General features: G+C 68.6%; 19 protein-coding genes. 8 read left to right on the top strand and 11 right to left on the bottom strand.

Annotated elements, in window-relative coordinates:
- Positions 1-2 precede the first annotated feature (2 nt).
- Positions 3-1,259, bottom strand: coding sequence for a multicopper oxidase domain-containing protein (locus tag NL114_RS13410; RefSeq protein ID WP_254821427.1), 1,257 nt, complete (start codon positions 1,257-1,259; stop codon positions 3-5).
- 199 nt (positions 1,260-1,458) lie between these two features.
- On the opposite strand from NL114_RS13410, the gene hisD reads away from it, so the two are divergent.
- Positions 1,459-2,733 (top strand): histidinol dehydrogenase, encoded by a 1,275-nt coding sequence (gene hisD / locus NL114_RS13405; protein ID WP_254821426.1) that lies wholly within the window; start codon positions 1,459-1,461, stop codon positions 2,731-2,733.
- An 896-nt stretch (positions 2,734-3,629) separates the two neighbouring features.
- On the opposite strand, the gene NL114_RS13400 is transcribed toward hisD, so the two are convergent.
- Complete coding sequence (locus tag NL114_RS13400; RefSeq protein ID WP_254821425.1) at positions 3,630-4,781, bottom strand: thiolase family protein; 1,152 nt, start codon at positions 4,779-4,781, stop codon at positions 3,630-3,632.
- Between the two features lie 154 nt (positions 4,782-4,935).
- Positions 4,936-6,417, bottom strand: coding sequence for a hybrid sensor histidine kinase/response regulator (locus tag NL114_RS13395; protein ID WP_254821424.1), 1,482 nt, complete (start codon positions 6,415-6,417; stop codon positions 4,936-4,938).
- 225 nt (positions 6,418-6,642) lie between these two features.
- On the opposite strand from NL114_RS13395, the gene NL114_RS13390 reads away from it, so the two are divergent.
- Positions 6,643-6,813, top strand: a complete 171-nt coding sequence (locus tag NL114_RS13390; RefSeq protein ID WP_254821423.1) for a DUF7838 family putative zinc beta-ribbon protein — start codon at positions 6,643-6,645, stop codon at positions 6,811-6,813.
- 89 nt (positions 6,814-6,902) lie between these two features.
- Complete coding sequence (locus NL114_RS13385) at positions 6,903-7,919, top strand: alcohol dehydrogenase (protein WP_254821422.1); 1,017 nt, start codon at positions 6,903-6,905, stop codon at positions 7,917-7,919.
- A gap of 198 nt (positions 7,920-8,117) precedes the next feature.
- Here the strand turns inward: NL114_RS13385 and gcvPB are convergent, their stop codons facing one another.
- From gcvPB to NL114_RS13355, 6 genes are all read right to left on the bottom strand, one after another.
- Positions 8,118-9,560, bottom strand: a complete 1,443-nt coding sequence (gcvPB, locus tag NL114_RS13380; protein ID WP_254821421.1) for an aminomethyl-transferring glycine dehydrogenase subunit GcvPB — start codon at positions 9,558-9,560, stop codon at positions 8,118-8,120.
- Positions 9,557-10,888: an aminomethyl-transferring glycine dehydrogenase subunit GcvPA gene (gene gcvPA / locus NL114_RS13375; protein ID WP_254821420.1), complete on the bottom strand. Its 1,332-nt coding sequence runs from the start codon at positions 10,886-10,888 to the stop codon at positions 9,557-9,559. Before gcvPA ends, gcvPB begins: the two co-directional genes overlap by 4 nt.
- 130 nt (positions 10,889-11,018) lie before the next feature.
- Positions 11,019-11,402, bottom strand: a complete 384-nt coding sequence (gene gcvH / locus NL114_RS13370) for a glycine cleavage system protein GcvH (RefSeq protein ID WP_254821419.1) — start codon at positions 11,400-11,402, stop codon at positions 11,019-11,021.
- A 279-nt stretch (positions 11,403-11,681) separates the two neighbouring features.
- Positions 11,682-12,854, bottom strand: a complete 1,173-nt coding sequence (gcvT, locus tag NL114_RS13365) for a glycine cleavage system aminomethyltransferase GcvT (protein ID WP_254821418.1) — start codon at positions 12,852-12,854, stop codon at positions 11,682-11,684.
- Positions 12,855-12,908: 54 nt separating this feature from the next.
- Complete coding sequence (locus tag NL114_RS13360) at positions 12,909-14,429, bottom strand: MATE family efflux transporter (RefSeq protein WP_254821417.1); 1,521 nt, start codon at positions 14,427-14,429, stop codon at positions 12,909-12,911.
- The gene (locus tag NL114_RS13355; protein WP_254821416.1) at positions 14,426-15,007 is read right to left on the bottom strand and encodes a TetR/AcrR family transcriptional regulator; all 582 of its coding nucleotides are present in this window, start codon (positions 15,005-15,007) and stop codon (positions 14,426-14,428) included. Before NL114_RS13355 ends, NL114_RS13360 begins: the two co-directional genes overlap by 4 nt.
- Positions 15,008-15,127: 120 nt before the next feature.
- Between NL114_RS13355 and NL114_RS13350 the strand changes: the two genes are divergently transcribed.
- Positions 15,128-15,976, top strand: a complete 849-nt coding sequence (locus NL114_RS13350; protein WP_254821415.1) for an SDR family NAD(P)-dependent oxidoreductase — start codon at positions 15,128-15,130, stop codon at positions 15,974-15,976.
- Between the two features lie 6 nt (positions 15,977-15,982).
- On the opposite strand, the gene NL114_RS13345 is transcribed toward NL114_RS13350, so the two are convergent.
- Positions 15,983-17,848 (bottom strand): Na+/H+ antiporter, encoded by a 1,866-nt coding sequence (locus tag NL114_RS13345; protein WP_254821414.1) that lies wholly within the window; start codon positions 17,846-17,848, stop codon positions 15,983-15,985.
- 128 nt (positions 17,849-17,976) lie between these two features.
- Here NL114_RS13345 and NL114_RS13340 point away from each other — a divergent pair, with 128 nt between their 5' ends.
- Positions 17,977-18,423 (top strand): NYN domain-containing protein, encoded by a 447-nt coding sequence (locus NL114_RS13340; protein ID WP_254821413.1) that lies wholly within the window; start codon positions 17,977-17,979, stop codon positions 18,421-18,423.
- Between the two features lie 510 nt (positions 18,424-18,933).
- On the opposite strand, the gene NL114_RS13335 is transcribed toward NL114_RS13340, so the two are convergent.
- Complete coding sequence (locus NL114_RS13335; protein WP_254821412.1) at positions 18,934-19,239, bottom strand: hypothetical protein; 306 nt, start codon at positions 19,237-19,239, stop codon at positions 18,934-18,936.
- Positions 19,240-19,460: 221 nt separating this feature from the next.
- On the opposite strand from NL114_RS13335, the gene NL114_RS13330 reads away from it, so the two are divergent.
- From NL114_RS13330 to NL114_RS13320, 3 genes are all read left to right on the top strand, one after another.
- Positions 19,461-19,817, top strand: coding sequence for an Hsp20/alpha crystallin family protein (locus NL114_RS13330; protein WP_254821411.1), 357 nt, complete (start codon positions 19,461-19,463; stop codon positions 19,815-19,817).
- A 7-nt stretch (positions 19,818-19,824) separates the two neighbouring features.
- A complete protein-coding gene (locus tag NL114_RS13325) occupies positions 19,825-21,510 on the top strand; it encodes an ABC1 kinase family protein (RefSeq protein ID WP_254821410.1) in 1,686 nt (561 codons plus the stop codon).
- 92 nt (positions 21,511-21,602) lie between these two features.
- Entirely contained in the window at positions 21,603-23,699 is a 2,097-nt protein-coding gene (locus tag NL114_RS13320; protein ID WP_254821409.1) for a hypothetical protein, read from the top strand.
- The last annotated feature ends 50 nt before the right edge of the window (positions 23,700-23,749 follow it).

The raw sequence follows: 23,749 nt of genomic DNA, 5'->3' as shown, positions 1-23,749 counted from the left end.
ATTCAGACCACCTCGAAGAAGCTCATCCAGCCCAGCTCTGCGAACTCCGACTGGTGCGCGTGGAACATGTACAGTCCCGGCTCGTGGTCGGAGTAGTCCAGTTCGATGATGCCGCGCTGTGCCTGACACTGCATGATGGTGTCCACCGTCTGGTGGGTCGGGAGCAGCGTCGTCCCGTGGTCGTAGTAGTCGAAGAACTGCGAGTGGGTGTGGAACGAGTTGATGAGGTCGAACTCGATGGCGTTGACCAGGTACACCCGGACGGGTTTCTGCCCGTCAATCTGGATTGGGCGCTTCGTCTCGCCGGGCTTCCAGTTACCCTTCCCGTCGGTTTCGCCGACGCCGTAGGCGAAGGCACGGGTGTTGGCGGCGTACACCTCGTTGCCGCCGTCGAAGTTCGTGTCGAACCCGTTCATTATCATCACGAGCTCCTGGACCTCGTCGTTCTCGTCGTACTCGTGGTTGCGCGACTTCGCGCGGGCGACGAGCTCCTCGGTCAGCTCGGGCGTGATCTGTGACTCGTGGAAGTCACAGTACTCCTCGGGCTGCTCGCGGACCCGTTCGGGGTCCGGGTCGACGATGATGCTGCCGTACAGGCCCCGGTGGATGTGGGCCTTCAGCGGGAGCGAGTGGCAGTGATAGAAGTGGACGCCGGCCGGCTGGGCCTTCCACTCGTAGGTGAACGACTCCCCCTGCTCGAGCACGCCGGGCCCGTTCTGCGGGATGCCGTCCATCTTCGGGTTGAGGTTCTTCAGGTGCGGGTGGATGGTGTGAGCGTGCCGGCTCCCGTTGGTGAACTTCACCCGGATGCGGTCGCCCTCGGTCACGCGGAGCGTGGGGCCGGGGACCTGCCCCTGGTAGGCCCAGGCCTCGAACTCGACACCCGGCGCGACCTCGATGGTCGTGTCGACGGCGGTCAGCTCGAAGTAGCGGACCCGCTCGCCGTCCTCCTCGAACACCTCCTGGGTCAGGTTGTCCTGTCCGTCGAATCCCGTGTTGAACGTCCGCAGGAACTCGTGGGCGTCGAACCCCTCGTCGAACTCCCCTCGGGCACCGAAGTTCCCGTGTCCGCTCTCGCCGCCACTGTGCCCGCCGTCGGCGCCACCGGTCCCCATCAGCGCGGCGCCACCGGCCAGCCCGAGGCTCCCGAGGACCGCACGGCGGCTGACTCCGGCGTCCCCGTCGAGCGCGTCGACGAGCCGCCCCTCGAGGGCCTCGGTGTACTCACGCGCCCGCTCGTAGTCCAGCGAGGGACTCACGGCCGATCACTCCCCGGTACGACAGAAGGTTCGGCGATGTGCATACGAGGATTAGATGCGTCTAATCCATAAATGTGACCCTTGACACTGGAGGTGTAGCTCCGCCGCATCACCCCCGTCGGTCGGAGCCACGGGGACGAGCGGGGACCGGACCCGGTCCGATGGAAACCGTTTTTCGCCGTCACACCGAACCCGGACCATGAACGTACGCCGGTTACCGGACCTCTCGACGGACGAGCGGGCCGCCCTGTTCGACCGGGACGCCGGGGTCGCCGACGCCCGGGACGCCGCCCGCGACATCGTCGACCGCGTGCGCACGGAGGGCGACGTGGCGGTGCGGGAGTTCGCCGAGGAGTTCGACGAGGTGTCGGTCGGCAACCTCGACGTGACCGACGAGGCCGAGCGCGCCTACGACCGCCTCGACGACGAGCTGCGGGCAGCCATCGAGGCCGCCGCGGCCAACATCGAGGCGTTCCACACACGCTCGGCGCCCGAGGACTGGCGCGCGGACTTCGACGGCCGCGAACTCGGCCGGCGCTACCGGCCGCTGGAGCGCGTCGGCGTCTACGCCCCCGGCGGGACCGCCGCCTACCCCTCCAGCGTCCTGATGGGCGTCGTCCCGGCCAAGGTCGCGGGCGTCGAGCACGTCGCGGTCTGTACGCCGCCCGCGGACGACATCCCCGACGCGACACTAGCGGCCGCACACGTCGCGGGCGCTGACGCCGTCTACCAGATCGGCGGCGCCCAGGCCGTCGCCGCGCTCGCCTACGGCACCGAGACCGTCAACGCGGTCGACAAGGTGGTCGGACCGGGCAACGCCTTCGTGACGGCCGCGAAGGCCGAGGTCCGGGGTGACGTGGAGATCGACTTCCTCGCCGGCCCCTCGGAGGTGGCCGTCCTCGCCGACGGGACGGCCGACCCGGAACTCGTCGCCGCCGAACTCGTCGCGCAGGCCGAGCACGACCCGAACGCGAGCTGCGTGGCAGTCACGGCCGACGCGGACCTGGCGGAAGCGGTCGTGGCGGCCGTCGACGAGCAGGTGCCCGAGCGCGAGCGCGCGGGCGTCATCCGGGAGGCACTCACCAGCGACGCCAGCGGGGTGTTGCTGGCGCGGTCGATGCCCGAGGCGGTGCTGTTCACCGAGGAGTACGCCGCCGAGCACCTGGCCATCATGGCCGATGACGACGAGGCGCTGCTGGACCGCATCGACTCGGCCGGGAGCGTCTTCCTCGGCGAGTTCTCGCCCGTGGCAGCCGGGGACTACGCCAGCGGCCCGAACCACGTCCTGCCGACGGGCGGCGGGGCGCGGCGCTTCGGCGGGCTGTCGGTGGACCACTTCCTGCGCTCGACGACGGTGCAACGGCTGGACGAAGATTCGTTGGGTGACCTCCGGGAGACGGTGACGACGCTGGCCGAGGCCGAGGGGCTGGAGGGGCACGCGGCGAGTGTCGAGCGGCGTTTTGACAGAGAATAGCGAATTGGAGATATACCACCCAGATTTCCATATTATTGCAAACATTCCCCCATAGAACCGGGCTTTCAGTTTCGAATCCAGCGTCATCTCGATGTATCCGAGCACGACGGGGATGCAGCCGAAGCCCTCGTCCGCTACGGTCGCGCGGCTCGCTGTGCCCTTCGCAGTCCGGGCGTGCGGCGGCTCCCTTCCGTCGCCGCCGTTCCGGGCATGTGCTCCAGTGCTTGCGTCGCCGGGCTTCCCGTAGCGGACTCGCCCTTCGATTCCGCCAGGCCCGCACATTCGTCAGTCAGGTGCCGTGAGCCTCGTGCCTCCCCAGCCGCCTGCAGTGCTCGCTAGCGCTGCGCGCTTCGGCCCTCGTGCGCTTAGAGGAAAGCGGCGCCCGCCGATGGCTCGCGGCATGAAGCCGCTCGCGCAGGGCGGGCGCCGCCATCCAGCGCACGCCCGTTGGACTGACAAATAAGCACCCACCGAGCGAGCGGTTGGTCGGCCGGCCGGTTCCGAGTTCAGGAAGCGCGCGGGCGCCCTCTCGGAAGCGACCGGGAGCGAAGCGAGCGTGTCGCGCACCTCCGGCGCCCGCGCGGGGAGGAGTGGGGGCCACCCCGACCCGCTGGAACCACCACCCGCAGAGCGTGGCCAGTCGGTGCTCCTGGCGGACTCGAAGGGCGAGCGCTCTCGACTCTCCCGGACGACGCAAGCACCGCAGCGGAGGGAGCAAAGCGACCGGAGCGAGGAGCGTAGCGAGTCCCGGAGAGTCGAGAGTGCGAGGGCTTCGTAGGTGGTTCCGTTGTCGTCATCGCACGGGACACCACGGACTCACGACGAAACCAGTTCACAGCGTCACCACTGGCAATCGATGAAAGAAGGGAGGAATCGGGGAAACTACCGAACGAGTCCTAGACCCGCTCGATGATCGTCGCGACGCCCTGGCCGAAGCCGATACACATCGTACAGAGGCCGTACTGCTCGTCGTACTCCTCGAGCTGGTAGGCCAGCTTCGGCAGGAGCGCGGCACCCGTCGCGCCGAGCGGGTGCCCGTGGGCGATGGCGCCGCCCCAGGTGTTGGTGCGGTCCCAGTCCGCGCCGGTCTCCTCGAGCCACGCCGTGATGACGGAGGCGAACGCCTCGTTGACCTCGAAGCGGTCGATGTCGTCGATGGACATGTCGTTCTGCTCGAGGATCTCCTGCGTGGCCGGAATCGGGCCGGTCAGCATCGTCACGGGGTCGACGCCGACGACGTGCGTGTCGACGATGCGGGCCATCGGCTCCCAGCCGTGCTCGTCCATGCCGTCCTCGCTGGCGATGAGCGCGGCGGCCGAGCCGTCGACGATGCCCGAGGAGTTGCCGGCGTGGATGACGCCGTCACCCTCGCCGCGGAACGCGAGCGGGAGGTTCGCGAGCGTGTCCGTGTCCGTGCCCGGACGCGGATGCTCGTCCTCCTCGACGACGACGGTCTCGTCGTCGAGTTCGGTCTCGACCGGCGTGACATGAGTGTCGTAGTGGCCGGCCTCGGCGGCCTCGCCCCAGCGTGACTGCGAGTCGGCGGCGATCTGGTCGACGTCGTCGCGCGAGAAGCCCCACTGCTCGGCGATGCGCTCTGCGCCCTCGCCCTGCGTTGTCAGCTCGTCGAAGTGCTCGAAGTACGTATCGGTGATGGAGCTGCCGGCCGAGCCCATCGGGACACGGGACATGTGCTCGATGCCGCCCCCGATGAGCACGTCGTGTGCGCCGGCGGCCGTCTGCGCGGCGGCGAAGTTGATGGCCTGCTGGCCGGAGCCACACATCCGGTCCAGCTGGACACCCGGAACCGTGTCGTCCCAGCCGGCCACCATCGGCGCGAGCCGGGCGATGTTGTTGGCCTGCTCGTCCGTCGGGGTGACACAGCCGTAGATGACGTCCTCGATGTCCTCGCTGCCGGTGAAGCCGTTGCGCTCTTCCAGCGCCAGCAGCGGCTCCGCGGCCAGGTCCTGCGGATGGGTGTCACGGAACGACCCGCCCTGCTTGCCGAACGGCGTCCGGACTGCGTCTACGATGTACGCATCTTGCATTGTGCGCTTAACGATGGTAAGCTCCGACTTGTGTGTTGTGGTGTGGCGTGGCGTACACTCACAGCCACGGAGCTGGAGTTTGCGAGCGGAGCCGGAACCGCCGGCGGCGTCGACGCCGCGTCAGTCGGTCGGCGACACGCCGCTCTGGGTCAGGTCAGGTGTTCTCCAGCGAGACACCGCTGGACCCGCTACCGGCCCGCTGTCGCTCGTCGCAGCCGCCGGCCGCCCCGGGATGCTTCGGCAGCTCGACGACGAACACCGCGCCCGTCGGCTCGTTGTCCTCGACCCGGACGCCGCCGCCGAACTGCTCGACCAGCGTGTGGACGAGGTAGAGGCCGACGCCGGTGCCCGGACTCTCCGGTCCCATGGTACCCTTGCCGAATATCTCCTCTTTGCGGGCGTCCGGCACGCCCGGCCCGTTGTCGGCGACGCGAATGGCGACCTCCGTCCCGCGCGTCCGGACCTCGACACGGACCTCCGGGTCCGGCGCGTCGTTGTGTCGGACCGCGTTCCCGAGGAGGTTCCCAACGACCGACGAGAGCAGCTCGTTCGCACGCACGACGGCGCCCGCCTCGCTGTCCACCTCGAAGGTCACGCCCTCGAGCTTCGAGCGGCGCTTCTCGACCTCCGTCTCGAGGACGCGGTCGACGTCGACGGGTTCCAGGTCGACCGTCGTGTCACCCTCGAGCGACTCGACGAAGTCCCGTGCGATGGCCGTGAGCTCGGCGATATGACTGCTCCGCTCGCCGATGCGCTCCACGAGGTCACGCCCCGCCTCGTCGACGTGCTCGTCGAGGAGGTCCGCCCAGCCGATGAGCATCTGGACGTCGTTGTTGATGTCGTGGCGGACGATACGGTTGATGAGCGTGAGCTTCTCGCTCTTCCGCTCGAGCTCCCGCTCGTTGCGTTTCTGGAGCGTCATCTCCCGCGTCACGAGCTGGACCGACTCGCCGTCGCCGGGCGTCGTCAGCGGGACGGCGATGTTGTGGAAGTGGCGGATGCCGATACTGTCCTGGAACGTCACCGCACAGTCGGCGGTGACGGCCCGCCGGGCCTCCTCGAGCCGCCCGTTCGCGACCGGGTCCGGCAGGAACGACGACAGCTGCTCGCCGACCAGCTCCGGCTGGGTCGTCCCGAACGCCGTCGCCATCGCCGCGTTCGCGGCGAGGATCTCGCCGTCGAGGCTCACCTGACTGATCTCGTCGGGCGAGTTGTCGACCAGCTGCTCGTACTTGCGCTGGGTCCGCCGCTGGTCGACCACGTTCCGGATACGGTTGACTAGCAGGTCCAGCGACCGCTCCTCGCTGACGGCCTTCTTGAGGAGGTACTCGTCGATACCCATCCCGATGGCCCGGCTCGCGATCTCCTCGTCGCCCTCGCTGGTGAGCAGGATGAACGGCACGTCGTAGCGCTCGTCGACCGCCTGATACAGTTCCAGCCCGGAGCGGCCGGGCATCTCGTAATCACTCACGACGCAGTCGACCGCCTCGTAATCGACCGTGGACACCGCCCTCGACGCGTCCGTCACTGTCGTGGTCGTCATCCCGTAGTCGGACTCGAGCTTGTCGGCGAGCAGCGTGGAGAAGAACTCGCTGTCGTCGACGACGAGCACCGAGAGCGATTCGTTACGCGCCATAGGCTACACGGGGAGCTTGCAGGTATAGCGCTAGTGACCGACTCGGAACTCGAAGTGCCACGAACGGCCGCTCACCGGTCGCTCTCGCCGGGGGCGCGCCATCTCGGTGGCGGAACGCTGGTCGACGAGCCGGAGATTCGGTATCGTGCTATACGATTTATCGGGGCGAACCGGGGCGGCTGGCGGACCAGTAGCTTCAACAGCGATGCGGCCGGAACACGGCGTATGAGCCTCGACACGACGCGATACTGTCCCGACTGCGGCGAGGAACGGACCTTCTGGCGCGCGGCGAGCACGGAGCTCCACCTCGGCGAGAAGGTCAAGTGGCACTGCGAGGAGTGCGACTACGGGTTCGTCAAGATTGGCGACGCCGTCGACACCGGCGTCGACGCCTGACACGCCCCCAGACTACGTTCTCGTCCCCTACCCGCCGCGGGTGGCCGGGAGACACAGACCCATACCGCCAGCGGCCGCTACCTCCGACGATGTCCCGTACTATGCGTGCAGTGCAGGTTCCCGAGGCTGGCGGCGACTTCGAACTGGTCGAACGCGACCTCCCCGACCCCGGCTCCGAGGAGGTCCGGGTCGCGGTCGACGCCTGTGGCATCTGCCACAGCGACGCGTTCGTGAAGGAAGGCACGTATCCCGGCGTCTCCTACCCCAGGGTTCCGGGCCACGAGATCGCCGGGCGCGTCGACACTGTGGGCGACCGGGTCGACCAGTGGGCGGTGGGTGACCGTGTCGGGGCGGGCTGGCACGGCGGCCACTGCTTCGCGTGTGACCGGTGCCGACGCGGGGACTTCCAGGGCTGCGAGCACTCGGAGATAACTGGCCTCACCTTCGACGGTGGCTACGCGGAGTACGCCACGGTCCCGGCCGAGGCACTCGGAGCCATCCCCGACGACCTCGACGCCGTCGACGCCGCACCCCTGCTGTGCGCCGGCATCACGACGTTCAACGCCCTCCGGAACACGGGCGCGGGACCGGGCGACCTGGTTGCAATCCAGGGCATCGGTGGACTCGGCCACCTCGCCGTCCAGTACGCCCATCGGATGGGCTTCGAGACGGTGGCACTCTCCCGGTCGGCCGGGAAGCGTGACCTCGCGCTCGACCTCGGTGCGGACCACTTCGTCGACGCCAGCGGGACGGACCCGGCCGAACGCCTGCAGGACCTCGGCGGCGCACGGGTGGTTCTCGGGACCGCGCCGTCGGCGTCGGCACTCGAGTCCGTGGTCGACGGGCTGGGCCGGAACGGCGAACTCGTCGCCGTCGGCGGGCCGGACGAGGAGGTCCACCTCGACGTGTCGAGTCTCATCGGCAAACGTGCGTCCGTCGGCGCGTGGAGTTCCGGCCACGCCGGCGACTGGGAGGACACCATGGAGTTCTCCGCCCTGCGGGATGTGACGCCCGAAATCGAGTCGTACGACCTCGCCGACGTCGAGACCGCGTACGAGCGGATGCTGGGGAACGAGGCCCGATTCCGGGTCGTACTGGAGCCGTAATCGCCCAGTTCTGCCCGTAATTATCGAATGTCCGACATTACTGGCGATTCGTCCCGCGGACTCGTAAACCGATAACGGCGATACGAAATCGACAGCGTTCGCGAACAGCTGCCCACAGAGAGACCCACCGCTCGGGCGCTGTCGCTGTCGGATTCGAGAGAGTCGAAGAACCGCAGTCGGGAAGACGTCGCTACGGGGTCACTCGTCCAGCGCCTGCCACGACAGCCGCGGTTCCCGCGCCGCCGTCACCTGGTCGATGCGCCGTGCCGCGGTCCGCTCCGGCGCGGCCTCGAGCGTCTCGTCGTCCTCGGCGTGGACGGCGTTGAACGCGTCGGCGAGCTGGTCCAGCGTGCGCTGGCTCTCGACCTCCGTGGGCTCGGTCATCAGCGCCTCGCCGACGATCTCCGGCCACTTCGTCGTCGGCGGGTGGACCCCGTGGTCGAGCATCCGTTTGGCGGCGTCGGCGGCGTCCTGCTCGCCCGCGCTCGCGACGAACTCGTGGTGGAACGGATCGAAGGGTACCTCGTACTCGATGGTGGAGGCGAGGTAGTTCGCGTTGAGGACCGCCTTCGCGCTCGCGTCCGCGAGCCCCGTGTCGCCCAGGCGCGCGATGTACGCGTACGCCTTCTCGAGGACGAGCCAGTTGCCCTGGTAGCCGTGGACCTTCCCGACGGACTGCTCGGGGGTGTAGGTCTCGTAGCGCGTGCCGCCCTCGGCGTCCTCGTCCGCGACCGCGCGCACGTGCGGGTCTGGCAGGAACTCGCGGAGTTCCTCGACGACGCCGACCGGCCCCGCGCCGGGGCCGCCGCCGCCGTGGGGCGTGGCGAACGTCTTGTGGACGTTGTAGTGCATCACGTCGAAGCCCATGTCGCCCGGGCGGACACGCCCCAGCAGCGCGTTCAGGTTCGCGCCGTCGTAGTAGAGCAGTCCCCCGACATCGTGGACCAGCTCGGCGACGCGCTCGATATCGCGCTCGAACAGGCCCAGCGTGTTCGGGTTCGTCAGCATCAGTGCCGCCGTCTCCTCCGAGAGGGCGGCCTCCAGCGCGTCGAGGTCGACACGACCGTCGTCGCCGGACGGAAGGTTCACCACGTCGTAGCCCGCCATCGCGGCGCTGGCGAAGTTGGTTCCGTGCGCGCTGTCGGGGATGACGACCTCGCTGCGCTCGTCGTCGCGGGACTCGTGGTAGGCCTTCGCGACGAGGATGCCGGCGAACTCGCCCGCGGCGCCCGCGGGCGGCTGGAGGGTGACGGCGTCCATTCCACCGATGCGCCCGAGGTAGTCCTGCAGGCGGTACTGCAACTCGAGGACACCCTGCACGGACTCGTCCGGCCGGTCCGGGTGGATGTGGCCGGCAGGGTCGGCCGCGATATCCTCGGTGAACTTCGGGTTGTACTTCATCGTGCACGACCCGAGCGGGAAGGGGCCGCTCTCGACGCCGTAGTTCATCTCCGAGAGCCGGGTGTAGTGGCGGGCCAGCTCCGGTTCGGAGGCGTCGGGCAGCTCCAGCGAGTCGCGGGTGAGGTCGTCGGGGAGCGGGTCGTCGTCGTCCCGCTCGACCTCGCGCGAGCGCTTCTCCGAGAGGAGCGGCTCGTAGCGCTCGCCGTCGTCGTCCGTCCAGCGCGCCTGGTCGAAGATCATCGGGCCACCTCCTGGAACGCCGCGACGAGGTCGTCCGTCGCATCGGCGTTCGCGTCGGTCACGCAGACCTGTAGCAGATGGTCATCGAGCGTGTGGACCGCGAAGCCCTCGTCGCGGAGGTCCGTCGCCACTGCCGTCGCCGGCTGGTCGGTCCGAACCGGGAACTCACGGAGGTAGTGGCGGTCGTGGACCGGCGCCTGCAGCCCCTCGACGGCGTCGAGGTCGGCCGCGAGGTCGCGCGCGTACCGGACGCAGTCGTTCGCCAGGTCGCGCAGGCCGTCGGGGCCCAGCGACGCGACGTGCATCGCCGCGCGGAGCGCGACCCACGCCTGGTTGGTGCAGATGTTGGAGGTCGCGCGCTCGCGGCGGATGTGCTGTTCGCGGGTCTGGAGCGTGAGGGTGTACGCCCGACGGCCGGCGTCGTCCTCGCTCGCGCCGACGAGACGCCCGGGCACCTGCCGGAGGAACTCCTCGCGGCAGGCGAACAGGCCCAGCCCCATCCCGTACGCGCTCGGGAGGCCGAGCGAGCAGTCGCCGACGACGACGTCCGCGCCGACGCTCGCCGGCTCCTCGAGCACGGAGAGCGCGACCGGGTCCGACCCCAGCGTGAACAGCGCCTCGTGCTCGTCGGCCAGGGTGCCGAGGTCGGCCAGCGACTCCTCGATGCAGCCCCGGACGGTCGGGTTCTCGGCGTACAGCAGCACTACCTCGTCGTCCACGATGTCGGCGAGCGCGTCGAGGTCGGCGTTCCCGTCGGCCATCGGGTAGGACTCGACCGTGAGGTCGCTCCCGGCGACGTAGTTCTCGAGCACCTCTCGCCGGCCGTGCAGTAGGTTCTCGGGCACGAGGACGCGTGTGCCGGTCGTCTGTCGGACGCGACTCGCAAGCGTGGCGGCCTCGCCCAGCGCGGTCGCGGCGTCGTACATCGAGCAGTTCGCGACCGGCAGGCCAGTCAGCTCGACCAGCATCGACTGATACTCGAACAGCGCCTGCAGGAACCCCTGCGCGACCTCGGGCTGGTACTGGGTGTAGCTGGTGAGGAACTCCGAGCGGTCGGAGAGGTGCCCCACGAGCGAGGGGACGTAGTGGGCGTAGTGGCCCCGCCCGAGGAACTCGGTGAGGTCGTCGTTGCGCGCGAGCATCGCGCCCACCTCCTCGCGGACGGCACGTTCCGAGCGCGGCTCGATGCCGAACTCGCCGTCGAAGCGGACGGGCTCGGGCACGTCGAACAGCGCCTCCTCGTCGGCGACGCCGACGGCCTCCAGCATCGCCGCGGTCTCTTCGGCGGTGTGTGGCGCGAACGGGCTGCCGCGGTCGTCGCTGCTCATCGGTCGGCCCCCGGCTCCGGGTCGATTGGCGGCGTGAACATCGGGTTGTCCGGGATTACGGTCCGGCGATAACAACCCCTTCGGTTCGGCCGGTGGCGTGACCGCGCGCGTTCAGGCCGACGCCGGGCCGCTACTCGATCTGCTCGCGGTACGCCTCGGGCGGGAGCAGGGCGTCGAGTTCGCTCTCGTCGATGTCCTCCAGCTCCAGCATCCAGCCGTCGCCGAACGGGTCCTCGTTGACGAGTTCCGGCTCGTCGACGAGCCGCTCGTTGGTCGCCGCGACGGTCCCGGAGACGGGCGCGTACAGGTCCGAGACGGCCTTGATGGACTCGATGACGCCGAAGTCATCATCCTGTTCGACGCTGTCGCCCTCGCCGGGGAGTTCGACGAACACCACGTCGCCCAGTTCGTCCTGCGCGAAGTCGGAGATGCCGACACGGGCACGTCCATCCTCCAGCCGGACCCACTCGTGGGTCTCCAGATACCGGCAGTCCTCGGGCACCTCGAAGCTCATACGCGGGGGTTGGGCGGTTGGGTCATGTAGGCTGTGGTTCGGCAGGGGGGTGGATTGGTGTGGCCCGTCTCTGTACGCGACCCCGCTGGGACCGCTGCCGAAGCCCTCGCACGACATCCCCGACCGCAGAACCACCACCGAAGCCCTCACCCGCTCGACTGACAGCGGACGCGAAAGCGTGGAAGAGGTGGAAGACACAACATATGTCCAAAAGTCGAAATATGTTGATAATTTCGTGGATAGTACGACAGTGGGTTCCCTTCGACACCTATTCGCAGCTCAGTCGTCGAGGAACGGCAGCGTCTGCACCCGCGCCTTCTTCTGCTGGCCGCGGACGACGACCCGCACCGTCGTCCCGGGGTCGGCGTAATCGACGGGCACGTAGCCCATCCCGACCGGTTCGTCCAGCGTCGGGCTCATCGTTCCCGAGGTGACCGTGCCGATGACCTTGCCGTCCGTGTTGGTGATGTCGTAGCCGTTGCGCGGGACGCCACGTTCGACGAGTCGGAAGCCGACGAACGTCTCGTCGACGCCCTCGGCTTCCACCTGCTCCAGTGCATCCCGCCCCACGAACTCGGTGTCGAGTTTCACGACGAAGCCGATACCGGCCTCGTACGGGTTGTGCGGCTCGTCCTCGGGGTGGAAGTCCTGTCCCGCGAGGAGGAAACCGGCCTCGATACGGAGCGTGTCGCGCGCGCCGAGGCCGCAGGGCTGGACGCCCGCTGCATCCGCATCCTCCGCCCCCTCCGCGTCACCGTCCTCGTCCGTCCCGGATTCCGTGAGCGCGGCCCAGACGATCTCGGCCTCGCCCCACGGGACCAGAAGTTCGAAGCCGTCCTCGCCGGTGTAGCCGGTGCGGGCGACCAGGCAGTCGACGCCCGCGACCGCGTCGCCGGTCATCTCGAACCGGCCGAGGTCGGGCGAGTCGCCGGCCGCAACGTTCCGGAGGTGGGCCTCGGCGTCGGGGCCCTGCAGGGCGAACATCGCCCAGTCGTCGGTGACGTTCTCGACGGTCGCCTCCATGCCCCACTCGTCGCGGTGGTCACACCAGCGCTCGTGGGCCCACTCGTCGTGGCCGGCGTTCGGCACGAACAGGTACGCCGGCGCCTCGCCGGTCGCGCGGCCCGTCTCGTCCTCTGGGAGCCGGTAGACGACGGTGTCGTCGTGCATGACGCCCTCGGCGTCGGTGATGGCGGCGTAGACGGCCTCACCGGGACCGAGGGCGGCCACGTCGTTGGTGACGAGGCGGTCGACGAGCGCGGCCGCGTCGGGGCCGCTGACGACGACCTCGCCCATATGCGAGACGTCGAACAGCCCGGCCGACTGGCGGACGGCCTCGTGTTCGGTCCTGATGGAGCCGAACTCGACGGGCATGTCCCACCCGCCGAACTCGGTGAACTTCGCGCCCCGGTCGGCGTGCAGGTCACGGAGGGGCGGCGTTCGAAGCGGCATATCGCCGCCGACACCGCCCGGGGGGAAATCGGTTCCGCTCGCGGCCGCGCCCGGTCAATCGTCGGACAGCGTCGCCTCGGTGTCGACATCGCTCCCCGCGCCCGCGGCTGGAGCCCCGCGAGCGCCGCCCGAGCGCCACGTTCCCCGGCGGAACCAGAGCCACGCGACGACCGCGCCGACGACGTTCGAGACGAAGAACGACGCCCAGATGCCGCGGACGCCGAACAGCATCCCCTCGGGGACGTACGGCAGCGCGACCCGGAACTGCGAGAGGACGTAGGCCACGGGGATACGGACGCCACCCAGCGTGCCGACCGCGATGGCAGCCGCGACCATCGTCTTCCCCGCGCCCCGGAACCCACCGGAGAACGCCCGGACGATACCCATGAAGCCGAAGGAGAGCGCGACGTAACGGAGGAAGGTCGACCCCTCTCGGAGGACCGCAGCGTCGTCGGTGAAGACGGCGACGATGGGCCGCGGGAACAGGAAGATGGCGACCCCGGCCAGCCCGAGCACGACGAACAGGCCGGTCGCGGCGAGGTAGTTGGCCTGCTTCGCACGGTCGTATCTGCCGGCGCCGATGTTCTGCCCGGTCATCGTCTCGACCCCCCGCGCGACGGCGACGGCGGGCAGGAAGATGACCGAGAACACGCGCGTCCCGATGCCGAAGGCGGCGACCACGGGCGTCGAGAACAGCCCCACGATGAGCAGCAGGGCGTTGATCGACACCGCTCGGCCGGTCCCCTCGATGCTGGCCGGGACGCCGATGCGCAGCAGGGTCCGGAGGTAGTCGAGGTCCGGGCGCATGTCCGCGAGATGGATCTGGATGCCCTTGCGGCCGGAGAGCATGATGCCCATCCCGACCAGCATGGCGAGGCTGCGCGAGAACACCGTCGCGATGGCGGCCCCCTCGACGCCGATGCCGGTGAAGCCGGTTGCGGCGAACAGGTCCGCCTGGACGCCGGCGAGTCCGAGCATCCCGAACAGCGGGTTGGCCTCGAAGCCGAAGATGAGGAACGGGTCCAGCAGGATGTTGAGGACGACCGTCCCGAACATGACCAGCATGGGCGTGATGGTGTCACCGGCACCGCGCATCAGCGCGATGAACACGAAGAAGCCGAACATGAACGGGAGCCCCAGCGAGACGACCTCCATGTACGCCGTCGCGCCCGGAAGGACGTCCGCCGAGGCGCCGAGGAAGCCGAGGAACGGCCGGACCAGCGGGTAGCCCAGGCCGCCCAGCAGTGCCGACCCGAGGAAGGCGAACGTGACCGTCTGGGAGGCGGCGTACGACGCCTCCTCCGGTTCGTCCGCGCCGGTGTGCTGGGCGACGAGGACGCTCCCCGCCACCGAGAGCCCCATCCCGAGCGAGATGAGCAGGAAGACCATCGGGAACGCAAAGGAGATGGCCGCCAGCGCCTCCGTGGAGTACTGCCCCAGCCAGAACGTGTCGGCGAGGTTGTACGCCGTCTGCAGCAGGTTCGTGAGAACGATGGGCAGCGAGAGGGCCAGTAGCGGCTTCAGGATGCCCCCATCGGTGAGGTCGAGGTCCGCCTGATCCGGGAGGAGACTCACGCGAGCACCTCCGGAGCCCACCCGAGCTCGCGCTCCAGATGCCGCGCGATGAGCGTCAGCGTCCGGTCCGGGGACTCGTCGAGCGCGACATCCCTGACCTGGGCCCCGTTGATCGCCGTCGCGACGAACCGGGCGACCGCCTCGGGGTCGGCCTCGCGGAACTGGCCGCCGTCGACACCGTCACGGACCGCGTCGGCGACGACATCACGTACCCGGCAGTCCATGGCGGCGAGCCGGTCGCGGTACGCCTCGTGGTAGGGGGCCTGCGCCTCGATCTCGATGAGCGCGACGGCGAAGCGGTCGTCCCGGTCCTCGTCGGGGAACACCGCATCGAGGAACGTCTGCAGCCGCTCCCGGGGGTCGGTGGCCTCGCAGGCCAGTTCCTCCTCGAACGACTCCAGCAGATGCTCGAGGAAGGCGTTCAGCAGCTCCTCTTTCGTCTCGTAGTGGTAGTGGATGGCCGCCGTCGACAGCGAGGACTCGTCGGCGATCCGCTGGACGGTCAGTCCAGCGTTGCCGTGTTCACAGAGGGCGCGCCGGGTCGCGTCCATGATGGCGACCTGCGTCTCGTCGTTCACAGGCAGCTTACTAACTAGTTAGTAAAGAGCTCTTCGACGCCTGCTCGTCGGGCTGCCACACGACATCCGACCACACATCCGCGGCCGAACGACCAAACCCCCGGCACCCGAGGCCGGCGTATGGAACGCGACGACGTTCCGGCAGCGAACGGTGTACTGGAGGCCTTCTCGCTCGATGGTGACGGGGTGCTCGTCACGGGTGGGGCCAGCGGCATCGGGACGGCGTACGCGGAGGCGTGCGCCGAGGCCGGCGCCGACGTGATACTTGCGGACATCGACGCCGAGGGCGCCGAGAGCGTCGCGGCCGACCTCGCGGACGCGACGGGCGCTGACGTGCGCGCAATCGCGTGCGACGTGACCGACGAGGACGACGTACGCGCGGCCGTCGACGCGACGGTCGACGCGTTCGGCGGCCTCGACGTGGCCTTCGCGAACGCCGGCATCGGCCGGATGTTCAACCCCGTCCACAGCCAGTCGCTGGAGCACTGGCGCGAGGTCATGGACGTGAACCTGGACGGCGTCTTCCTCACCACGCGGGAGGCCGCCGCCGCGATGAAGGAGGACAGTTCCGCAGCGGGCGACGGCCGCGAGGGAAGCGGCGGCCGTATCGTCACGACGGCGTCGGTGCTCGGCCTCGTGGGGACGGAGACGCCCGGCCTCTCGGCGTACGTCGCCTCGAAGGGCGGCGTCGTCCAGTTCACGAAGCAGGCCGCGGTCGAACTGGGCCCGGACATCCGCGTCAACGCCATCGCACCGGGCTGGATCCACACGGGCATCGGCGGCGGGATGCTCCGCGAGGACGCACCCGGGATGGAGCCCATCCAGGACCAGATGCGCCAGGAGACCGCACTCGGGCGACTCGGCTACCCGGAGGACCTGAAGGGGCTGGCACTGTTCCTCGCCTCCCCCGCCTCGGCGTACTGCACGGGCGCGGTCTACCTCAACGACGGCGGCTACACGGCGACGTAGGCGGACTCACTCATCTGGCTCCTTGGTCTCCTCGTCGGCCTCGGCGCCGTGCCCCGGCTCGAGGGCCTCGTCGTCGGCCTCCGCGGCCGCCAGTTCGGCCTCGAGGCCGTACTCCTCGGCGCGCCGGCGCCAGAACTCCGTGTACCCCTCCTCGGAGCCGGCGACGGTGCTCTCGCCGTCGCGGACGCGGTCGAGTTTCAGGTCGAGTTCCTCCAGCAGCTGCTCGCCCACGTCATCGCTGATGACGCCTCTGCGCATGGCGTCCATGATGGCGGACTTCTCGCGCTGGAGCACCTGCCGCTCGCTTGCGAGCAACTGTTCGCGCGCGAGTTCCGGTTGCTCGCTCAGCAACTCCGAGATGGCCCGGTTCAGGGCCGACTTCTCGCGCTCGTACTCGGTGGAGAAGTCCTCGTACACGCCATCGGGAATCTCGCCGGCGGCGTGGAGCCGCTCTGCGGCCTCCAGCGCCTCGTCCACCGCGCGGGCGCGCCCGATGAGGAGTTCGTACAGTTCGGTGGCCTCGGTGCGGGTGACGACGCCGAGCCGGTCGAGCAGGTTCGACATCGTCAGCCCCTGGACGACCAGCGAGAACGCGGCGACGCCGAACACCATCGCGCGCAGTTCCTCGCGCAACGGGAACGGCGCGCCGGAGGCGAGTTCGCGCGGGAGGCCCAGCACCAGCGCGATGGGGATGGAGCCGTGGAGTCCACCCCAGACGAGGACGTGCTTGTAGGCCGTCGAGACCTTCGGCTCGACGAACTGGTTGGTGAGCGTCGTGAGGGGGTAGACGGTGGCCGCGCGGACGAGGAGGACGAGCGGGATGGCCAGCAGGATGAGTCGGCCGTGGGTCGCGAGCGTATGGACGGGTGTCGTCACGCCGATCATGATGAAGATGAACGTGTTGACGAGGAACGCCGCCGTCTCCAGCGAGTTGAAGATGCTGACCTTCGTCTGTGGGCTCATCGCGTAGTCGGCGCCGCGGTTCCCGATGAACAGGCCCGCGACGACCGTGGCGATGACGCCGGAGACGTGGAGGTAGTGCTCGGCCAGCACGAACGACCCGTACGCGAGAACGAACGTGAGCACGATCTCGGTCATGTGCTCGTCGAGTTCGCGCATCACGCTGTAGACGGCGTACCCCGCCGCGAAGCCGACCAGCAGGCCGCCCAGCGAGACGACGGCCACGTCCAGTCCGATGCGTGCCAGTTCGACGGGGTCGAACAGTCGGCTCGTGGCCGCACCCTCCTCGACGAGGACGAGGAACGTCGAGAACAGGACGACGCCGACGCCGTCGTTGATGAGGCTCTCCCCCTCGACGAGGACGGAGAGGCGCTCGGGGGCGCCCAGCTCCTCGAACAGCGCCAGCACGCTCACCGGGTCGGTCGGGAGCGCCATCGACGCGAACAGCAGCGCGAGCAGCAGGGTGAACCCGGGTGCGAACGCGCCGAAGACGTACATCCCGGCCACCCCAAGCAGGACGACGGCGATGGCGAGGCCGACGACGGCCAGCACGATGACGGGGACGATGTTGCGCCGGAGGCGTTCGAGGTCGGTCGTCGCGGCGCCCTCGAACAGGAGCGGCGGCAGCAGGACGAGGAAGATGAGTTCGTCCGAGAGCCGGATGTCGATGAGCCGGCCGAACTGCCCGGTCGTGGTGGCGAGGATCGACAGCCCGAACCCCGTCAGCAGCAGGGCGATGGTGTAGGGGAACCGGCCGACCTTCGCGACGAAGATGCCGACCCCGGCGGCGATGATGAACACCGGGAGCAACTGGATGAGCGTCTCCTCGATGACGGCACCGCCGCTCTCCTGGACGAGCACCAGGAACTCGGGGGCGGCGACGAGCGGCGCTGACGGGGGCGCGGCTGCCATTGGCGGCGCTGCTCGCCGTGGCCTGTTAAGCGTGACCGAAGGTGACGGTTCCATGGGCACGGCGAGCAGCGAGCCGTCCCGTGGAGGGACCGCCAGCGCTATGCCCGCCCGTCCCGCATCCGACGGCGATGGGACTCCTCGACGGGCTGTTCGGCGGCGGCACCGACCGCGTCGCGCTGTTCGTCGACGGCCCGAACGTCCTCCGCAGCGAGTTCGACACCGACCTCGACGAGGTACGAGCGGCCGCCGCCGCGATGGGGCGACCCGTCATCACCCGCGTCTACCTCGACGAACAGGCCTCCTCGGGGCTCATCCAGGCCGCCGAGGCACGGGGCTACGAGGTCGTCATCACGAGCGGCGACGTGGATGTGAAGATGGCCGTCGACGCTGCCACAGCGGTCACGGACGGTGATTGCGATGTCCTGGCCGTGGCCTCCCGCGATACGGATTTCAAACCCGTTCTCGAACTGGCGGCCCGTCGTGGCTGCCGGACGCTGGCCATCGCCCCCGGAACACACGGCCGGTCGGACGCGCTCCGTAACGCCGCCCACGAGGCCGTGACGCTCGGGGAGTAATCGCCTCTCTCGATCTCGGCGTCATCGAGAGGGACAGTCTCTGACGGTATCGGCGTGACCGACACGGAGGCTGAGTCGGGTGCCGAGAGATGCCAGCGGGAGACTGTCGAAGTCTACTTCCCGAGCAGAGACATTCGATTAGACCGTGGCTTCTGTGAGACGGCTTTTCGATCGAGTCGACCGATGGGCCAAAGACCTATCTCGAGTGCGGTATGCGGCGCTGTTAGGCGCGTGTGCGGCTCTCGGCGTTTTCATAGTCGGTCTGTTGCTGGATGAGGAATTATATCTCGTTCAGGCGTCCAGCATGGCGCTTGTCATGTTCACTTTGGAGTACGGGCTCGGCAGATTCCAGAGGACGGGTGAGTAGCTCGACACTGCCAGTTCCCCATTTGTGGCCGAGATAAATCCCCAAATGCTAATTTATTAGTACAATCTCCATAATGGGTGGCAGAAACGAGGTATTGGGGCTATATAGTGGACGGCGCCAGGATGACGCGGGCCGGAGTCGTGTCACTCCGGCGAGACGAGGACCCGACCCGGGCGGAGGGCGAACAGCGGCGGGCCCGACGCCGTCTCCGGGTCGAACGAGAGGGAGGCGGAGGCCTCGTCCGTGTGGACCGCGGCGGTGACCTGTCCGGCAGCGGGGGCCGCGACGACGCCGACCTCGCCGGGGGAGAGGTCGGCGTTTCGGGTGGCCGATTCGGCGCCGTCGATGACGACGGTCGCCGTCCGGGGTTCGGTCGTCCCGTTCCGCACCAGCACCACCGCCCGGCCGTCGGCCGCCATCCGGTCACCCGCCGCGGTGTAGGTGCTCATCTGTGTTCAACCGGCAGTTACTGCTGGTTTTGTAAGTACCTTGTGGCCATTTGCGGGCCTTAGACACACTCTAACCTCCGGAATCGGCAGCTATCTGGAAGCGGTCGGGAACCGTGGCCGGGGTGGCCCGAGCCGTGGTCGTGGCGGACCGGGTCGCCGTCGCGGAGGCGTGGGGTTCCGCCTCCGGGGCCTTTTTCGCCCTCGGAGCCGTACGCCGTGGCATGAACGCGTTTCGCGAGGCCCTGCGCGAACTCCCGGAGACGGTGTTCGCGGACCTGCTGGAGAGCGACGACGCCCACCGCGTCGTGATGGACCTGCCGGGCGCGACGGCGGACACGGTCGACGTGTCCATCGACGGCGGGCGCCTCCGCATCGAGGCCCGGCGCGCGAAGGACGTGCCGTCGGAGTTCTCGTACGTCACGGAGGACCGGTCGCTGTTCCTCGACGCCGAGCTGCCGCTCCCGCCGAACGCGACGGGCGATGGGGCCACCGCGAGCGTGAGCCGGGGGGTCCTGACGGTGACGCTCCCCAAGCGGGGGGCGGCAGGCGAGACACGGGTGCCCGTCGAGGACGCCTGAGCGCGTGGTGAACCTCCGCGCATACCGCCGGTTCCCAGTCGTCGTCTACCAGTTTCTACCACTCCTGTTGGCGTACGCACGGGACCGTCGGCGGTTCCTCCTGTTCGGCCGAGCCCGGCGTGTCGACGCCGAGACGCGTCGCCGCCGGGCCCGCAAGCTGCTGGACTCGCTGCTGACGCTCGGGCCGACGTTCATCAAACTCGGGCAGATTCTCTCCACCCGGCCGGACATCCTCCCACCGGAGTACATCGACGAGTTCGAACAGCTCCAGGACCGGGTTCCACCGGCCGACTGGGAGGCCGTCAAACCGGTCCTCGAGGAGGGCCTCGGGCCCGTCGAGGAGGCGTTCGAGTCGTTCGACACCGACCCCATCAGCGGCGCGTCGCTCGGGCAGGTGTACACGGCGACGATTCCGGAGCCGGTCGAGGGGAGCCCGGACGACCGCCGCGAGGTCGCGGTGAAGGTCCGGCGGCCGGGCATCGAGTCGCTGGTCGAGGCCGACCTCCACATCATCCAGTTCTCGCTGCCCATCCTGATGCGGTTCATCGACCAGGCCCGGTCGTTCTCGATGCAGACGCTCGCCGACGAGTTCTCGAAGACCATCCGCGAGGAGATGGATTACGAGCGCGAGCGCGGGATGCTGGAGGAAATCCGCGAGAACTTCCGGGAGGAATCGGCGGTCCGTATCCCCGCGGTGGATGGCGAGCGCTCGACGGGCCGCGTGCTGACGATGGAGTACGTCCCCGGGACGAAGATCTCCGACGTGGAGGGGCTCGACGAGCGCGGCTTCGACCGGACGGAACTGGCCGAGACGCTCCAGCGCGCCTACCTGAAGATGCTCGTCACCGACGGCACCTTCCACGCCGACCCGCACCCGGGGAACCTCGCCGTGCAGGACGACGGCCGGCTCGTCTTCTACGACTTCGGGATGTCCGGCCGCGTCGACGCCTTCGTCCAGGACAAGATCGTCGACTTCTACATCGCCGTCGCGGACCAGGACATCGACGCCATCCTCGATACGCTCATCGAACTCGGGACGCTCTCGCCCGAGGCCGACCGCGAGGTGATGGCGGACGTCATGGAACTGGCCATCGCTGACGCGCGCGGCGAGGACATCGAGCAGTACCGCGTCCAGCAGATCGTCGAGCAGGTCGAGGACACCATCTACGAGTTCCCGCTCCGACTCCCGCCGAACCTAGCGCTCGTCCTGCGCGTGGCGACCGTCGTGGAGGGGGTCTGCGTGACGCTGGACCCGGACTTCGACTTCATCGACGTCGCCACCGACTACCTCCGACAGGAGGGGTACGTCGAGGCCAGCATCCGGGAGTTCGTCGAGGAGCGTACCGAGGAGCTCAACGATGCGGCCCGGTCGGCCGTCCGTACCCCGCCGAAACTGGAGGACGCGCTCGACCGCATCAACCGCGGCGACCTCGAGGTCGAGGCCACCATCGACGACGAGGAGGCCGTCTTCGACACACTGGCCCGGCGGCTGGTGCTGGGACTGTTGCTGACGGGGACCGTCCTCTCGACGGCCATCCTCTACGCCTTCGCGACGCCAGTCGACGCGATCGCACCGGGCGTCGGTGCGGCGCTCGTCCTCGCGCTACTGTACCGCTCGTTCCGCGAGCCGAGCGGCATCAGCGCGAAGCCGCAGTTCACCCGCCAGGAGATGCGAAAGCGGCGGGACGAGTGAGTTCATATAAATCTTCGGACGAGATTCCGAGCTGTTGAACGCACGGTCGATATTTATCCCCGTAACATCGACTGATGAGGAGAGGCACACGCATGCGGGACCCTCCATCCAGCCGTCGGGACCACGAGCGCCGAGCGACGTGGACGTTGTTCGAGAACCGGGCCTCGACGCAGGTCCTCGGCTTCGCCCTGATGTTCGCGGTCACGATGACCACGTTCGCGCTGTACCAGGCGGATGTGGTCCCCCACCAGAACCAGGAGGTGGAGTTCAAGCACAACGGTGCGATGGCCGGTGAGATGGGCGAGCTCCGCACGGCGATGCAGGAGGCGAGCACGGCCGAGAGCGCCGCATCCGCGACACTGCAGCTCAGTCCCTCCTACCCCGGCCGGGCGGTGGCGGTCAACCCGCCGGAGCCCGCCGGACGTCTCGCCACGAGTGACGAACACCCCGTCTATGTCCGGGGGCTCTACAGTACCGACGAACGGTTCTGGGACGGCCGGTCGGTACAGTACGCGACCCGGCATCTCAACTACTCCATCTCGTACAACCGCATCACGGGCGACGAGTACGCCCTGGAGGCGGGGATGCTCGTCAAGAAGTACGCCAACGGGAACACCCGGAACCTGAGTGTGGCGCCGGTCAACGGGAACCGGATCTCGCTGACCCTGCTCGGCGGTGCCTACGACCGGACCGCCCACCGGGAGAGCGTCGAGTTCAGCCCGGTGAGTACCACGAGCCGCAGCCTCACGATCACCGCTCAGCGGACGGACATCGACGGCGACGGCAGCAAGGAGGACCCGCACATCTGGCTCCCGACGCAGCTGAACCAGGACGAGTGGACCGACATCGCCGACGCGCAGGACGAACTGGTGAGCGCCGAGGTGAAGGACAGCGGGAACAGCGACGTGCCTGCCCCGGCCGGGAACGGTGACTACGTGAAGCTGACCCTGAAGGACGGCCAGCAGTACGACTTCCGGGTGTCGCGAGTGACGCTCGGGCAGCCAGCGAGCGTCACGCCGGAGTACCTCACCGTCTCGCCGGAGACGCTGCAGATTCCGAGAGGGGGCTCGAAGCCGGCGACGTTCACCCTCCACGATACGTACGGCAACCCCGTCGAAGGGGCCGAGCTCGAACTATGGACCACCCGAAGCGGTCGGCTGGGTGGACAGTCGGCCAGCAAGGGGAATCCGATGACGGCGACGACGGACGGCGACGGAGCCGTACGGGTATTCTACTCGCGCGGAGGGGGGAACCCCGGCAAGATCAAGGCGAAGCTCACGGGAATCGCCGACGCCAATCTGGAGACCTACCAGAGTGGAAGCATCGACATCGTCCGGGAGGACCAGACCGCTGGCGACGGGATGCTCATCGACCAGAACAATCAGCTCATCGAGACCGACGGGAAGTTCGACGGACTGGCGCTGGAGCGCGGTCACGCCGTCACGACGGACTCGTGTCTCCTCAGTCTCAACCTCTTCGAGCTGACCTGTGGTGGCGGGAACACCGTGTATCTGGACCTCCGGATAACCGAACCGGACGGGGACTCCTATCGGGCGAAGGTCAACCTGTTCGAGGGGGCCGGAACCTCGGAAGTCGAGAACGGGTACGTGCAGGTCAACCAGCAGAACGTCGTCGGGAACAACGTCGAGGGCGCCCTTGAGGGCTGGGCGGTCAAGGAACTCATGGACGACGACGACCACGGGGTCGACGTGTTCGACCACCGCAACTTCGTTGATAGTACCAGTACCATGGACCAGCTCGACGCGTTCGAACCGGGGTCCGAGGTCATCGTGAACGAGGTCCGGGGACGCGCGACGGGGTTCACCTACAAGCGGACCGGATACGACGCCAGCTACGACTTCGATGACTTCGACGACGGCGGCGACAACAACGGCGAGGACGGCGAGGTCGAGGGCGGGCTGAACGATGTCAAGGTCCGCCTGACGAAGGACGGGAGCGCCCTCGACGACCATGACGTGACGCTCCGGACCGTGGACCAGAGCGGCGACCCGACCTCGCACTCGGTCACGACGGACGACGACGGCGTGGTCGAGTTCAACGTCCCATGCGGGCCGAAGGACGAGGACCTCAACGTGCACTTCGTCCACGACGGCGTCGAACGCAGGGTCGAGTTGCCGGTCGATAGGTGGGACCTGATCGGAGACTTCACCTGCGACGGGTGGGAGTAGGCACGGCGAGTTCGACAGGTCCCACATCTGGAATAGCAGCTATTTCCCCC

It is taken from the genome of Haloglomus halophilum, assembly GCF_024298885.1.
Lineage (GTDB): Archaea > Halobacteriota > Halobacteria > Halobacteriales > Haloarculaceae > Haloglomus > Haloglomus halophilum.
The sequence above is the reverse complement of the archived record's forward strand: the minus strand, read 5'-3'. Positions and strand labels throughout refer to the sequence as shown.

Excerpts from the sequence above, each read along its gene's own strand:
- NL114_RS13320 (WP_254821409.1), top strand. The coding sequence starts at position 21,603 with ATGCGGGACCCTCCATCCAGCCGTCGGGACCACGAGCGCCGAGCGACG.
- gcvPA (WP_254821420.1), bottom strand. The coding sequence starts at position 10,888 with ATGAGCAGCGACGACCGCGGCAGCCCGTTCGCGCCACACACCGCCGAA.
- NL114_RS13330 (WP_254821411.1), top strand. The coding sequence starts at position 19,461 with ATGAACGCGTTTCGCGAGGCCCTGCGCGAACTCCCGGAGACGGTGTTC.
- NL114_RS13335 (WP_254821412.1), bottom strand. The coding sequence starts at position 19,239 with ATGAGCACCTACACCGCGGCGGGTGACCGGATGGCGGCCGACGGCCGG.
- NL114_RS13400 (WP_254821425.1), bottom strand. The coding sequence starts at position 4,781 with ATGCAAGATGCGTACATCGTAGACGCAGTCCGGACGCCGTTCGGCAAG.
- NL114_RS13345 (WP_254821414.1), bottom strand. The coding sequence starts at position 17,848 with ATGGCAGCCGCGCCCCCGTCAGCGCCGCTCGTCGCCGCCCCCGAGTTC.
- NL114_RS13340 (WP_254821413.1), top strand. The coding sequence starts at position 17,977 with ATGGGACTCCTCGACGGGCTGTTCGGCGGCGGCACCGACCGCGTCGCG.
- gcvH (WP_254821419.1), bottom strand. The coding sequence starts at position 11,402 with ATGAGCTTCGAGGTGCCCGAGGACTGCCGGTATCTGGAGACCCACGAG.
- NL114_RS13390 (WP_254821423.1), top strand. The coding sequence starts at position 6,643 with ATGAGCCTCGACACGACGCGATACTGTCCCGACTGCGGCGAGGAACGG.
- hisD (WP_254821426.1), top strand. The coding sequence starts at position 1,459 with ATGAACGTACGCCGGTTACCGGACCTCTCGACGGACGAGCGGGCCGCC.
- NL114_RS13350 (WP_254821415.1), top strand. The coding sequence starts at position 15,128 with ATGGAACGCGACGACGTTCCGGCAGCGAACGGTGTACTGGAGGCCTTC.
- gcvT (WP_254821418.1), bottom strand. The coding sequence starts at position 12,854 with ATGCCGCTTCGAACGCCGCCCCTCCGTGACCTGCACGCCGACCGGGGC.
- gcvPB (WP_254821421.1), bottom strand. The coding sequence starts at position 9,560 with ATGATCTTCGACCAGGCGCGCTGGACGGACGACGACGGCGAGCGCTAC.
- NL114_RS13385 (WP_254821422.1), top strand. The coding sequence starts at position 6,903 with ATGTCCCGTACTATGCGTGCAGTGCAGGTTCCCGAGGCTGGCGGCGAC.
- NL114_RS13395 (WP_254821424.1), bottom strand. The coding sequence starts at position 6,417 with ATGGCGCGTAACGAATCGCTCTCGGTGCTCGTCGTCGACGACAGCGAG.